Raw genomic sequence first — 13,722 nt, forward strand, 5'->3', positions numbered from 1 at the left:
CTGATTGTTGGAGTGACCTCCATGGAAACGATGAAACTGCAAAAGCGCGCTCCGATGTCGGCCATGCTCGATCCCAAGATCGTGCTGCCCGCGATCAGCGCGTCCTTCACCAAGCTGAACCCGCGGCTGATGGTGAAGAACCCCGTGATGTTCGTGGTCGAGATCGTCGCCGCGCTCACCACCGTGATCTTCCTGCGCGACCTCGTCACGGGCGGCGCCGGCCTCGGCTTCACCTTCCAGATCATCCTCTGGCTCTGGTTCACGGTGCTGTTCGCCAACTTCGCCGAAGCGGTCGCCGAAGGCCGCGGCAAGGCGCAGGCCGACTCCTTGCGCAAGACCCGCACCGAGAGCCAGGCCAAGCTGCTGACCGGTGCAGGCCAGGCCTTCAAGCTGGTGCCGGGCACCAGCCTGAAGGTCGGCGACATCGTGCTGGTCGAAGCCGGCGATACCATCCCCTCGGACGGCGAGGTGATCGAGGGCGTCGCCTCCGTCAACGAGGCCGCCATCACCGGCGAATCCGCACCCGTCATCCGCGAATCCGGTGGCGACCGCTCGGCGGTCACCGGCGGCACTCAGGTGCTGTCCGACTGGATCCGCGTGCGCATCACCGCGGCGCAAGGCTCGACCTTCATCGATCGCATGATCAAGCTGGTCGAAGGCGCCGAGAGGGCGAAGACGCCGAACGAGATCGCGCTCAATATCTTGCTCGCGGGCCTCACCATCATCTTCGTGTTCGCCACCGTCACCATTCCGAGCTATGCCGCCTATGCCGGCGGCTCGATCTCGGTGATCGTGCTGGTCGCATTGTTCGTGACGCTGATCCCGACCACGATCGGCGCGCTGCTCTCGGCGATCGGCATCGCCGGCATGGATCGTCTGGTGCGCTTCAATGTGCTGGCGATGTCGGGCCGTGCGGTCGAGGCCGCCGGTGACGTCGACACGCTGCTGCTCGACAAGACCGGCACCATCACCCTCGGCAACCGCCAGGCCACTGCGTTCCGTCCCGTGCGCGGCGTCACCGAGCAGGAACTCGCCGACGCAGCCCAGCTCGCCTCGCTTGCCGACGAGACGCCGGAAGGCCGTTCAATCGTCGTGCTCGCCAAGGAGAAATACGGCATCCGCGGCCGCGACATGGCCGAGTTAGGGGCCACCTTCATCCCGTTCACGGCACAGACCCGCATGAGCGGCGTCGATGCCGGCGGCTCGTCGGTGCGCAAGGGCGCGGTCGAGGCCATGCTGAATTATGTCGGTGGCGGCACGCCGCTGGCCGTCGCGTCGGGCAATGCCGCGCGGGTCATTCAGCCCGCGCCGCTGTCGGACGTCGGCCGCGAGATCCAGGCCATTGCCGACGAGATATCGAAAGCCGGCGGCACGCCGCTGGCGGTCGCCAAGGACGGCAAGCTGCTCGGCGTCATCCAGCTCAAGGACATCGTCAAGGGCGGCATCCGCGAACGCTTTGCCGAGCTGCGCCGCATGGGCATCCGCACCATCATGATCACCGGCGACAACCCGATGACGGCGGCTGCGATCGCGGCGGAGGCGGGTGTCGACGATTTCCTCGCGCAGGCAACGCCCGAGGACAAGCTCAAGCTGATCCGCGACGAGCAGGCCAAGGGCAAGCTGGTCGCCATGTGCGGCGACGGCACCAACGACGCACCGGCGCTGGCGCAGGCCGACGTCGGGGTCGCCATGAACACCGGCACGCAAGCGGCCCGCGAGGCCGGCAACATGGTCGACCTCGACTCCAACCCGACCAAGCTGATCGAGGTGGTCGAGATCGGCAAGCAGCTCTTGATGACGCGCGGTGCGCTGACGACCTTCTCGATCGCCAACGACGTCGCAAAATACTTTGCGATCATCCCGGCGATGTTCCTGGCGTTCTACCCGCAGCTCAACGTGCTCAACATCATGAACCTGTCGAGCCCGCAGAGCGCCATCCTGTCGGCGATCATCTTCAACGCGCTGATCATCATCGCGCTGATCCCGCTGGCGCTGAAGGGCGTCGCCTATCGCGCCGTCGGTGCCGGCGCGCTGCTCCGCCGCAATCTCCTGATCTACGGCCTCGGCGGCATCGTCATTCCCTTCATCGGCATCAAGGCGATCGATCTCGTCGTGGTCGCCTTGCACCTGGCATAACGCCGTCATGCGAACAGCAAATCTCCCCGTCATTCCGGGGCGCCTCGAAGAGGCGAACCCGGAATCTCGAGGTTCCGGGTTCGATGCTTCGCATCGCCCCGGAACGACGGCAGGGATGCTTCGCTCGCAATGACGGGAGAACTGGAGAAACCACATGCTCAGAGAAATACGCCCCGCCATCGTCCTGTTGCTGGTGCTCACCGCCATCACCGGCCTCGCCTATCCGCTAGCGATGACGGCCATCGCCGGCACGCTTTTCCCGACGCAGGCGCAGGGCAGCCTGATCGAGAAGGACGGCAAGGTGATCGGCTCCGCCCTGATCGGGCAGGAGTTCAAGGACGACAAATATTTCCACGGCCGCCCCTCGGCGACGCTGGCGCCGGACCCCAATGATTCGACCAAGACGGTTTCGGCGCCCTACAACGCCGCCAACTCCGGCGGCTCCAATCTCGGCCCGACCAGCAAGGCGCTGGCCGACCGGATGAAGGAGGATGTCGACAAGCTCAAGGCTGAGAATCCGAACGCCGCCGTGCCGGTCGATCTGGTCACCGCCTCGGCCAGCGGCCTCGATCCCGACATCTCGCCGGAAGCCGCGCAATTCCAGGTGCCGCGCGTGGCCAAGGCGCGGAATATGGCGGAAGACCAGCTCAAGCAGCTCGTGGTCGCCAACACCCAGGGCCGTCTGCTCGGCCTGCTCGGCGAACCCCGGGTTAACGTTCTCGCGCTGAACCTTGCGCTCGATCGCGCGTCGGCAAAGTAGCAGTCTATGCCCGTGGCATCAGGATGATTATATTGCCCTGATGGTCCGAGAGCGCCGCGATCCCGAACAACGTCCGTCGCCCGAGGCGCTGCTGGAAGCAGCGCGGCGGGAGGAGAGCGCGAGCGGCAAGCTGAAGATCTTCGTCGGCGCCGCTCCCGGCGTTGGCAAGACCTATGAGATGCTGCAAAGCGCCCATGCCCGGCGCAAGGCCGGCATCGACGTCGTGGTCGGCTTCGTCGAGACCCATGGCCGCGCCGAGACCGAGGCGCTGGTCCGCGGGCTCGAAGTGGTCCCGCGCAAGCGGCTCGACTATCGCGGCCAGATGGTCGAGGAGATGGACCTCGACGCCGTGATCGCGCGCCGGCCGCAAATCGCGCTGGTCGACGAGCTCGCCCACACCAACGCTGCAGGCAGCCGCCATCCCAAGCGCTATCTCGACGTCGAGGAGCTGCTCTCCCGCGGCATCGACGTCTACACCGCCGTCAACATCCAGCACATCGAGAGCCTGAACGACGTCGTCGCCCAGATCACCCATGTGCGGGTGCGCGAGACCGTGCCGGATTCGATCTTCGACCGCGCCGATGCGATCGAGCTGATCGACCTCACGCCGGACGACCTGATCCAGCGGCTGAAGGAGGGCAAGGTCTACGTCCCCAAGCAGGCCGAGCGGGCGCTGGAGCATTATTTCTCGCCGGGCAACCTGACCGCGCTCCGCGAGCTCGCGTTGCGGCGCACGGCCGAGCGGGTCGACGAGCAGCTGCTCACCCACATGCAGGCCAATGCCATCGCCGGCCCCTGGGCCGCGGGCGAGCGCATCCTCGTCTGCGTCAGCGAGGATCCGCGCGCGGCCGGCCTCGTCCGCTACACCAAGCGGCTGGCCGACCGGCTGCACGCGCCGTTCACCGCGGTCTCCATCGAGACGCGGCGATCCCTGCAATTGTCCGACGAGGAGCGCGATCGGCTCGCCGATACGCTGAGGCTGGCGGAATCGCTCGGCGGCGAGGCGCTGACCATTCCCGCCGTCGGCCGCCGCATCGCCGACGACGTCGTCAATTTCGCGCAAGCCAACAACGTCACCCAGATTGTGATCGGCAAATCCACGCGCTCGCGCTGGTTCGAGATCACGCGCGGCTCCGTCGTGCATGACCTGGTGCGCCGGGCCGGCAACATCAGCGTTCACGTCATTCCCGGCGATGAGCTCGCGAGCGAGCCGCCGCCGAAGACCGCGGTGCAGACCGCTGCGCGGTCGGAGCCGTTCGACGCACGTCCCTATCTGAAGGCGCTCGGGATTACCGCGCTTGGCCTTGCGGCAGCGGTGCTCATCAAGCCGTATTTCGGTGTCGAGAACGTCGACCTGATGTTCCTCACCGCGGTGGTGGCTGTTGCCGTGCGCTACGGGCTGTGGCCGTCGCTGCTTGCGAGCATCGCGGCGTCGCTGGCCTACAATTTCTTTTTCCTGCCGCCGGTCTACACGTTCACTATCACCGATCCGACCAATGTCGCGGCGTTCTTCTTCTTCATGCTGATTGCGTTCGTGGTCTCGAACGTCGCGGGACGCGTGCGTACGCAGGCCGACACCGCGATCGGCCGCATCAGGACCACCGAGCAGCTCTATGCGTTCAGCCGCAAGCTCGCCGGCACAGGCACGCTCGACGACGTGCTGTGGGCGACGGCCTACCAGATCGCGCTGATGCTGAAGGTGCGCGTCGTGCTGTTGCTGCCGGAGGACGGCCTGCTCACGGTGAAATCAGGCTATCCGCCCGAGGACCAGCTCGACCAGGCCGATCTCGCCGCCGCCAACTGGGCCTGGAGCAATGACCGTCCCGCAGGCCGCGGTTCGGATACGCTGCCGGGCGCCAAGCGGCTGTTCCTGCCGATGCGCACCGGACGCGGGCCGATCGGCGTCATCGGCATCGACAACGACCGCACCGGGCCGCTGTTGACGCCGGACCAGCGCCGGCTGCTCGATGCGCTGGTCGACCAGGGCGCGCTCGCGATCGAGCGCGTGCTGCTGGTCGAGGACATGGACCGCGTCCGGCGCACCGTGGAATCCGAGCGCTTACGCTCCGCGCTGCTGACCTCGATCTCGCACGACCTCAAGACGCCGCTCGCCTCCGTGCTGGGCGCGGCCTCGACCATGCGCGATCTCGCCGGCGCGCTGTCGGACACCGAGAAGCGCGACCTGCTCGCCACCGTGATCGACGAATCCGAGCGGCTCAACCGCTTCATCGCCAACCTGCTCGACATGACCAAATTGGAGTCCGGCGCCATCGTGCCGAACACGGCGCTGCACGATCTCGGCGAGATCGTCGGCAGCGCGCTCAGGCGCGCGAGCAAGATCCTCACGGCGCACAAGGTGGAGCTGGTGCTGGCCGCCGATCTCCCGATGCTCCAGCTCGATGCCGTGCTGTTCGAGCAGGTGCTGTTCAATTTGCTCGACAATGCCGCCAAATATTCCCCGCCGGAGACCACAATCTCGATCAAGAGCCGCCGCGAGCGTGATCAAGTGGTGCTTGCTATCGCCGACGAGGGCGGCGGCATTCCGCCCGGCGAGCTCGAGAGCGTGTTCGACAAGTTCTATCGCGTGCAGAAGGGCGACCATGTCCGGCCCGGCACCGGGCTCGGTCTCGCCATCTCGCGCGGCTTCGTCGAGGCGATGCGCGGCACGATCTCGGCCGCCAATCGCAGCGATCGCAGCGGCGCTGTGCTCACCATCCGTCTGCCCGTCCCGGCACAGACCCCAGCATTGGATACCGCCGCATGAGTGCCGCCCCGATCAAGGTCCTTGTCATCGACGACGAGCCGCCGATCCGCAAATTGCTGCGGATGGGGCTCTCGACGCAGGGCTACGAGATCCTGGAGGCGTCGAACGGCAAGATCGCGCTGGAGAAGCTCACTGAGGAGCCTGCGCTGATCATTCTCGATCTCGGCCTGCCCGACATCCAGGGCCATGAGCTCTTGCGCACCATCCGCGCCCGCAACGAGGCCGTGCCGATCGTGGTGCTGTCGAGCCGCGGCGACGAGGCCGGCAAGGTGCAGGCGCTCGATCTCGGTGCCGACGACTATCTGACAAAACCCTTTGGCATGGACGAGCTGCTGGCGCGCCTGCGCGCCGCGCTGCGGCACCAGCTTCAGGTGCAGGGCGAGCGCCCGATCTTCCGCACCGGCGATCTCTCGGTCGATCTCGTCCGCCGCATCGTCAAGGTCGGCGAGCGCGACGTGAAGCTGTCGCCGAAGGAATATGATCTCCTGCGCGTGCTGGTGCAGCACGCCGGCAAGGTGCTGACCCATCGTTTCCTGCTCAAGGAGCTCTGGGACGAGCTCACCGATGCGCAATACTTACGCGTCTATGTCCGCCAGCTCCGCCAGAAGATCGAAGCCGATCCGGAGCGCCCGCAATATGTGCTGACCGAGACCGGGATCGGGTACCGGCTGAAGGCGGGGGATTGATTGGCGGTCGTTCCGGGGCGATGCGAAGCATCGAACTATGGTGCGCACTTGCGCACCTGAGAACCTCGAGATTCCGGGTTCGCCTCTTCGAGGCGCCCCGGAATGACGGTGGGGTTGCTACCCAGCCTTCCGATGCCGTGCGGTCGTCCGATGCGTCTTCCGCGCGCTGCGCTGCCGCCCCGTCGCCCGCCGGGCGTGCGACTTCGCCGCCGTCTTCTTGCCGCCGCGTCCTTTCAGGCTCTGCTTCAGCGCATCCATCAGGCTGACGACGTTGCTCGGGCGCTCTTCGGGCTCCGGCAGCTCGATCTTCTTGCCGCTGGCCTTGCGCTTCACCAGCGCCTTGAGCGCGTTCTCGTACTCGTCCTTGAACTTGCTGGGATCGAAATGCGCTGCCTTGGTGTGGAGGATGTGACCTGCGAGCTCGACCATGTCCTTGGTGATCTTCGGGCTCTTGATGTCAGCGAAATACTCGCCCTCGTCGCGCAGCTCGTAGGGAAAGCGCAGCGTGGTGCCGAGCAGGCCCTTGCCGAGCGGCTCGATGGCGATGATGTGCTCGCGGTTCGTCAGCACGATCTTGGCGAGCGCGACGCGATCCTGGTCCTTCATGGCGTCGCGGATCACGGCAAAGGCGTCGACCGCCGCCTTGCCGTCGGGCGCGATGTAATAGGGGTGGTTGAGATATCGCTGGTCGATTTCCTCGCTCGGCACGAAACTCTCGATATCGATGGTGTGGTTGCTCTCGATCTGGACGGCTTCGAGCTCCTCCGGTTCGATCTCGACATATTTGCCCTTGCGCAGCTCGTAGCCGCGGCCCTTCTGGTCGCTCTCGACGACGTCGCCGGTCTCGGCGTCGATCATCTGCTGCTTGAGCCGGTTCCCGGTCTCGCGGTTGATCAGGTGAAACCGCGTCTTCTCGGCTGCCGTCGTCGCCGGGTAGAGCACGACCGGGCAACTGACCAGCGACAGCTTCAACGTTCCCTTCCAATAGGCGCGCGGAGCCATTCCATTCTCCAGTGATTTCAAGGCGTTTTGGAACCCCAACCACGCCATCGGGTTTTGGTTCCGGGCGGGACTTTTGCCGTGATAGGCTTTGACTCTGACAAGATAAGCGGGACCGGTCGTGCTGCAAAAACTCTCCACTTACCGAAAAAAGCGTGATTTCGGAAAGACGCCGGAGCCGTCGGGCAAGACGGCGGTGACGCCGTCGGAACAGCGACGTTTCGTGATCCAGAAACATGACGCGACGCGGCTGCACTACGACCTCAGGCTCGAATTCGACGGCATCTTCAAGTCTTGGGCGGTGACCAAGGGACCCTCGCTCGATCCCCACGACAAGCGGCTGGCGGTCGAGGTCGAGGACCATCCGCTCGACTATGGCGATTTCGAAGGCACGATTCCGGAAGGCCAGTATGGCGGCGGCACGGTGATGCTATGGGACCGCGGCACCTGGGAATCGGACGATCCGGACGCCGGCTTCAAAAAGGGCGACCTCAAGTTCACCCTGCATGGCGACAAGCTGCACGGCAGCTGGGTGCTGGTGCGCATGCGTAACCGCGGCGGCGAAAAGCGCACCAACTGGCTCCTGATCAAACACCGCGACGACTACGCCAGCGAGAGCGAGGATATCCTCAGCGAGGACAAGTCGGTCGCCTCTGGTCGTGCGATGGACCAGATTGCCGAGGGCAAGGGCCGCGCGCCAAAACCGTTCATGCTGGCGAAGGGCGCCAAGGCCAAAGCGGATGCGGTCTGGCAATCCAACCGTGCCGAGGAGGCGAAGGGGAAGACGGTCAAGCCGGCGCCGCGCACCGCGTTGAAGGCGGGCAAGACTGCAAAGACCGCGAAAAAAAAAGCCACGACCGCGACGAACGCCAAGGAGGTCGCGGAGATGCCGGATTTCGTGGCGCCGCAGCTCTGCACCTCGGTCGAGCGTCCGCCGGCCGGCGATGGCTGGTGCCATGAGATCAAGTTCGACGGCTATCGCGTCCAGCTCCGGGTCGAGGACGGCACGGCGACGCTGAAGACGCGCAAGGGCCTCGACTGGACCGACAAGTTCGCTTCGATCGCGAAGGAGGCAGGCGCGCTGCCGGACGTGATGATCGACGGCGAAATCGTCGCCCTCGATCACAACGGCGCACCGAATTTCTCGTCGCTCCAGGCCGCGTTGTCGGACGGCAAGACCGAAGACCTGATCTTCTTTGCCTTCGACCTCTTGTTCGCCGAAGGCCTCGACTATCGCCGCCTGCCGCTCGGCGAGCGCAAGGCGCGGCTGAAGGAGCTGCTGGAAGCGCGCGAGCGAAAGTCGACGCAGATCCGCTATGTCGAGCATTTCGAGAGCGGCGGCGACGCCGTGCTGCAATCGGCCTGCAAGCTTGAGCTGGAGGGGGTGGTGTCGAAGAAGCTTGACGCGCCCTATCGCTCCGGCCGCACCGAGAGCTGGACCAAGGCCAAATGCCGCGCCGGCCATGAGGTCGTGATCGGCGGCTACAAGACAACTAATGGCAAATTCCGCTCGCTGATGGCGGGCGTGCATCGTGGCGATCATCTCGTCTTCGTCGGCATGGTCGGCACCGGGTTCGGTGCCGACAAGGTCAAGCGCATCATGCCATCGCTGAAGGCGATGGAGGCCAAGGAGAGTCCGTTCGGCGGCAAGAACGCGCCGAAGAAGACGCGGGATGTGCACTGGCTGAAACCCGAGCTCGTCGCCGAGATCGAGTTCGCCGGCTTCACCGCCGACGGCAACATCCGTCAGGCTGCGTTCAAGGGCCTGCGCCAGGACAAACCGGCCGAGGAGGTCGAGGCGGAAACGCCCGTCGATACCGAGCTCGCAAAGCCTTCGACGAGAAAGCGCGCCGTGCCGAAGACAGGCAAGAAGGACGCCAGCGCGGCCGAGGTGATGGGCGTCGTCATCTCAAAGCCGGACAAGGAGCTGTGGCCGGATGTCGGCGACGGCGAGGGTGTCACAAAGCTCGATCTCGCGCGCTATTTCGAGGCGGTCGGCAGCTGGATGATCGAGCATATCAAGGGCCGCCCCTGCTCGATCCTGCGTGCGCCTGACGGCATCGGCGGCGAAAAATTCTTCCAGCGTCATGCCATGCAGGGGACGTCGAACCTGCTCGAGCTCGCAAAGGTCTCCGGTGATCGCAAGCCGTATTTGCAGATCGACCGCGTCGAAGGGCTTGCCGCCGTCGCGCAGATCGGCGGCGTCGAGCTGCATCCCTGGAATTGCGCGCCGGATGCCTATGATACGCCCGGCCGGCTGGTGTTCGATCTCGATCCCGCGCCGGACGTCGAGTTCGCCGATGTCGTGGACGCCGCGAAGGAGATGCGGCAGCGCCTCACTGACGTCGGCATGGAAAGCTTCTGCAAGACCACCGGTGGCAAGGGCCTGCATGTCGTGGTGCCGCTGCTCCACGGTGCGCGCGACAAGGTGAGCTGGAAAGAAGCCAAGGCGTTCGCGCAAGGCGTTTGCCAATGGATGGCCGATGATGATCCCGAGCGCTATCTGCTCAACATGTCCAAGAAGCTGCGCAATGGAAAGATCTTCCTCGATTATCTGCGCAACGATCGGCTGTCCACGGCGGTGGCGCCGCTGTCGCCGCGCGCGCGAGATGGGGCGACGGTGTCGATGCCGGTGACCTGGGCGCAGGTGAAGGGTGATCTCGATCCGAAGCGGTATACGGTGCGGACCGTGCCGGGCCTGCTGGCACGCTCGAAGGCCTGGGATGGCTATGATGATGCGGCCGCCTCGATCAAGGCGGCGATGAAGAAGCTCGCGGGGAAGGTGAAGTAAGTCGGCGCTAGGGGCGCAATTCCCGTAGGGTGGGCAAAGCGTAAGCGTGCCCACGATTTCTCTCGTTAAGATAAAGAAGGTGGGCACGGCGCAAGAGCGCCTCTGCCCACCCTACGAGATCGTACGTGCGGCTAGATCCGCCCCATCAGGAGCAGGATCAGCAGGATGACGATGACGAGCCCGAGGCCGCCGCCGCCGTAATAGCCGGTGCCGTAGAACGGCCCGCCGCCGATGCCGCTGAAGCCGCCGAGCAGGGCGATGACAAGAATGATCAGAATGATCGTACCGATAGACATGCGAGTCTCCTCCAGCCCTTTATTGAAAGGGTCGTTTGCAACCTGTCCCGTTGTGCGAATGGCAACTTGCCGCAGGTTTTATAGTTCCCACATTGAAACACGGCCGGACCATCATCTTGCATGGAACCTTTGGTGGTTCGGCCGGCATGACTAAGTGAGATCAGTCAGCACAGGGCAGGGCCATGTCAGCACCGCTTGTCGTTTCCATTCCGCATCGTCTCGGCCGCGAGGAGGCGGTGCGCCGGCTCAAGAGCGGCCTTGGACGTGCGGCCGCGAGCATTCCCGTGATGCAGGTCGAGGAGGAGCGCTGGAGCGGCGACACTATGAATTTCCGCATCCGCGCGCTCGGGCAGATCGCGAGCGGGCAGGTCGACGTCGCCGACGATCATGTGAAGGTCGAGGTGGTGTTGCCGTGGCTGCTGCAGCGCTTCGCCGAGATGGCGCAGACGGCGATCAAGAAGCGCGGGCAGCTGCTGCTGACCAAGGACGGCGGGAACTGAGCTTCAGGCGCGCATGCGCTGCCGCGCCGGCCTGATGGCGCTCGCTGCGCTGGCCACGATGACAGATGCGGGAAAATCGCGGAAAGCCTGCGCGAGTGGCAATTCATTGCCGGCAAGGCCGGGCACTGTGTAGCTGTCAATGTCCACGATTGCGTCAAGCGTTTCGAATGCGGGCCACTCCCGGCCGACCCGCGTGAAGGCAGCGAACTGACGGCCGACCACGACGATCACCGCGGCGCGGCCGTATCGCCGGGCAAACGCGATGACATGATCTGCGTGCGTACCGCGCACCTCCAGCGGCTGATAGTCGCCCTGCGCGAAGACCTCGCCGAACTCGCTGCGCAGCTTGAGCAGGTGCCGCGTCCAGGCCAGCTTGAGCCGACCGTCCGGCCAGCTCTTGATCAGGCCGCGCCAGTCCGGAGTGTCGAGCCCGCCCAGCGCGGCGTGCCGCGCGGAAAAATCCACGGGACGGCGGTTGTCGGGATCGACCAGCGAGAGGTCCCAGAATTCGGTGCCCTGATAGAAGTCGGGCACGCCCGGCAACGTCGCCTTGAGCGTGAGCTGGCTCAGCCCGTTGAGCGCGCCAAGCAGCGCGACGCGGCGGGCGAGGGTTTGCAGCGCCTCCAAAAATTCGCCTGACAGCTCGGGATCGAGGATTTTTGCGATGAAGCTTTGAATGCCGTTCTCATAGGCCTCATGCGGATTGAGCCAGCTGGTCTCCTCCTTGCCCTCGCGCGCGGCCTTCAGCGCGTAGGCCTGGATGCGCTCGATCAAGCCGGCATCGGCCGGTCCTTCGAGCGGCCAGGCGCCGAGCAGGGTCTGGTAGAGCATGTATTCGAACGTCGCCGACGGCGCGCGCAGATTGCCGTGGAGTGCAAGGTGCGCCGCGTTGAGCACCTTCCAGCGCGACACCGCGCTGGTCCATTCGCCCGGGATCTCGCTGAGCGCCGCGATTCGCGCGCGGGCATCCTCGCCGCGCTTGGTATCGTGGGTCGCCGTCGCCGTCATCCCCTGCGGCCACTCCTTGGCTCGGGCCCGCATGGCCTCGTGGAAGGTGGCAATGGTAAGGCCGTGGCTGGCGGGATCGCCGCCAACCTCGTTCAGCGCGAGCAGACGGTGGAACTGGTAGAACGCGGTGTCCTCCAGGGATTTTGCCATCATCGGCCCGGTGAACTGCTGCACCTTCAGCGCGAAGCGGCGCACGCGCGGGGCGCTGTGCGGCGGCCGGCCGGGCTTGAGCAGGTCCATGGTCAGCGCGTCGCGCAGGAAGTCGAAGATGCCCTCGTCGGCGGCGAACCATTCGGCGCGCGCGCGCTCGATGGTGTCGTCGATCAGTTTGCGGTCGAGCGCGGTCGGGCCGCTATGGGTGAGATAGGTGCGGTACACCGGGAAGTGCAGCACATAGAGCTCGAGCGCCTGCCGCAGGCTGTCGGCGGAGAAATCGCGAGTCGAGTAGTGGCCGTTGGCGATGCGCGCGAGCAGGCGCGTCAGCACCGTGAATTCGGAGGTGAGCAACGTCTCCAGCACGCGCCGCTTGGCGTCCTTGACGTAAGGTGCAAGCCGCGGCGGCCGGTTGCTGATCTGCCGCCAGGTCTCGTCCAGCGCCTCCAGCCCCTTGGCATCGACCAGGACATGAGTGATCGCGTTCATCCACTCATAGCCGGTCGTGCCCTGCACGCCGGCGAAGTGCGGCAGCTTCTCGTGCTCGCACAGGATCTTCTCGATCACGGTGTAGAACGGCTTGGTGTTGCCTTGCGCATCGCGCACCAGCCGGCGCAGCCGCTGGCAATATTGCGCGGGATCGCGCAGGCCGTCGATGTGATCGAGGCGGATGCCTTGCAGCTTGCCCTCGGCAACGAGCTGCTTCACCAGCCGGTGCGTGGCGGCGAAGGTGCCGGGATCCTCGACGCGCAGGCCCGCGAGCCCGTTGACGTCGAAGAAGCGGCGATAGTTGATGTCGCTGGAGGCGAGCCGCCAGTGCCCGAGCTTGTAATGCTGGCGCTCCAAAAGGTGGTGCAGCGCCAGCGTCTGCGCAGGACGATCCTTGGCGGCACGATAGGCGGCAAGCCCGCGATGGATGATGTCGCCCGCGCCATCGATCTCCTTCAGCTCCGCCTTGAAGGCCGGCGCTTCCTTGCGGCTCGGCCGGCGCAGCCCGGTGTAGCGCGCGGCGAGCGACAGCAGGCGCGTGCCGGCCTCCGTCTCGGCGGCGTCCGCCTCCTTCACGATGACGCGCAGCATCTCGCCATAGCGCTCCGGCGCGATCGGCAGACGATGCTCGAAATACCAGGCGGAAAAGCTGCCCTCGTCGGGATCGTAGCGCAGCTCGATCTCGCCGCGCTCCAGCGCCTCGCCATAGGACGCGCCGAGGATTGGCAGCAGCACGCCGCCGCGGGCGCGGTAGGCCAATTGATCCCAGTCGATGTCGAAGGACACCGCGTGCGGCGAGGCCTGGCCCCATTCCAGCACGTCCAGCCACCAGGGATTGTCGGCAAAATGCACGCCGACATGGTTGGGCACGAAATCGATGATGAGGCCGAGGTCGTGCTGCTTCAGCGCCTCGCTCAGCCGCGCAAAACCGGCTTCGCCGCCAAGCTCGGGATTGAACTGGCTGTGGTCGACGGTGTCGTAGCCATGGGTGGAGCCCTTGCGTGCCTTCATCACCGGCGAAGCGTAGAGATGCGTGATCCCCAGCGCTTTCAGGTAAGGCACGACAGCGGCGGCCTTGTCGAAGTCGAAATCCGCGGTGAGCTGAAGCCGGTAGGTCGCAAGCGGAATGGCGGGAGGCAT

9 protein-coding genes are annotated in these 13,722 nt (G+C 65.4%); 6 read left to right on the top strand and 3 right to left on the bottom strand.

What is annotated here, in order from left to right; genetic code table 11:
• Positions 1-21 precede the first annotated feature (21 nt).
• From kdpB to BRAGE_RS0101455, 4 genes are all read left to right on the top strand, one after another.
• Positions 22-2,136, top strand: a complete 2,115-nt coding sequence (gene kdpB, locus BRAGE_RS0101440; RefSeq protein ID WP_027560812.1) for a potassium-transporting ATPase subunit KdpB — start codon at positions 22-24, stop codon at positions 2,134-2,136.
• 154 nt (positions 2,137-2,290) lie between these two features.
• Positions 2,291-2,896: a K(+)-transporting ATPase subunit C gene (locus BRAGE_RS0101445; protein WP_027560811.1), complete on the top strand. Its 606-nt coding sequence runs from the start codon at positions 2,291-2,293 to the stop codon at positions 2,894-2,896.
• Between the two features lie 40 nt (positions 2,897-2,936).
• Positions 2,937-5,660 carry a sensor histidine kinase gene (locus BRAGE_RS0101450; RefSeq protein ID WP_027560810.1) on the top strand — a complete coding sequence of 908 codons (2,724 nt, stop codon included), beginning with the start codon at positions 2,937-2,939 and terminating at the stop codon, positions 5,658-5,660.
• Complete coding sequence (locus BRAGE_RS0101455; protein ID WP_027560809.1) at positions 5,657-6,346, top strand: response regulator; 690 nt, start codon at positions 5,657-5,659, stop codon at positions 6,344-6,346. Before BRAGE_RS0101450 ends, BRAGE_RS0101455 begins: the two co-directional genes overlap by 4 nt.
• A 117-nt stretch (positions 6,347-6,463) precedes the next feature.
• Here the strand turns inward: BRAGE_RS0101455 and BRAGE_RS0101460 are convergent, their stop codons facing one another.
• Positions 6,464-7,348, bottom strand: coding sequence for a Ku protein (locus BRAGE_RS0101460; RefSeq protein ID WP_027560808.1), 885 nt, complete (start codon positions 7,346-7,348; stop codon positions 6,464-6,466).
• Positions 7,349-7,466: 118 nt separating this feature from the next.
• Between BRAGE_RS0101460 and ligD the strand changes: the two genes are divergently transcribed.
• Complete coding sequence (ligD, locus tag BRAGE_RS0101465; RefSeq protein WP_027560807.1) at positions 7,467-10,136, top strand: DNA ligase D; 2,670 nt, start codon at positions 7,467-7,469, stop codon at positions 10,134-10,136.
• Between the two features lie 131 nt (positions 10,137-10,267).
• Here ligD and BRAGE_RS52345 read toward each other — a convergent pair whose 3' ends face one another.
• Entirely contained in the window at positions 10,268-10,432 is a 165-nt protein-coding gene (locus tag BRAGE_RS52345; RefSeq protein ID WP_018318514.1) for a DUF3309 family protein, read from the bottom strand.
• A 182-nt stretch (positions 10,433-10,614) separates the two neighbouring features.
• Here BRAGE_RS52345 and BRAGE_RS0101475 point away from each other — a divergent pair, with 182 nt between their 5' ends.
• Positions 10,615-10,932 carry a polyhydroxyalkanoic acid system family protein gene (locus tag BRAGE_RS0101475; protein WP_027560806.1) on the top strand — a complete coding sequence of 106 codons (318 nt, stop codon included), beginning with the start codon at positions 10,615-10,617 and terminating at the stop codon, positions 10,930-10,932.
• A 3-nt stretch (positions 10,933-10,935) separates the two neighbouring features.
• On the opposite strand, the gene treY is transcribed toward BRAGE_RS0101475, so the two are convergent.
• Positions 10,936-13,722: a malto-oligosyltrehalose synthase gene (treY, locus tag BRAGE_RS0101480; protein WP_027560805.1), complete on the bottom strand. Its 2,787-nt coding sequence runs from the start codon at positions 13,720-13,722 to the stop codon at positions 10,936-10,938.

The organism is Bradyrhizobium genosp. SA-4 str. CB756 (genome assembly GCF_000473125.1).
GTDB lineage: Bacteria > Pseudomonadota > Alphaproteobacteria > Rhizobiales > Xanthobacteraceae > Bradyrhizobium > Bradyrhizobium arachidis.

Bases quoted from the DNA above. Each gene is read 5' to 3' on its own strand.
- kdpB (WP_027560812.1), top strand. From the start codon at position 22: ATGGAAACGATGAAACTGCAAAAGCGCGCTCCGATGTCGGCCATGCTC.
- BRAGE_RS0101445 (WP_027560811.1), top strand. From the start codon at position 2,291: ATGCTCAGAGAAATACGCCCCGCCATCGTCCTGTTGCTGGTGCTCACC.
- BRAGE_RS0101450 (WP_027560810.1), top strand. From the start codon at position 2,937: ATGGTCCGAGAGCGCCGCGATCCCGAACAACGTCCGTCGCCCGAGGCG.
- BRAGE_RS0101455 (WP_027560809.1), top strand. From the start codon at position 5,657: ATGAGTGCCGCCCCGATCAAGGTCCTTGTCATCGACGACGAGCCGCCG.
- BRAGE_RS0101460 (WP_027560808.1), bottom strand. From the start codon at position 7,348: ATGGCTCCGCGCGCCTATTGGAAGGGAACGTTGAAGCTGTCGCTGGTC.
- BRAGE_RS52345 (WP_018318514.1), bottom strand. From the start codon at position 10,432: ATGTCTATCGGTACGATCATTCTGATCATTCTTGTCATCGCCCTGCTC.
- BRAGE_RS0101475 (WP_027560806.1), top strand. From the start codon at position 10,615: ATGTCAGCACCGCTTGTCGTTTCCATTCCGCATCGTCTCGGCCGCGAG.
- treY (WP_027560805.1), bottom strand. From the start codon at position 13,722: ATGCCTCCCGCCATTCCGCTTGCGACCTACCGGCTTCAGCTCACCGCG.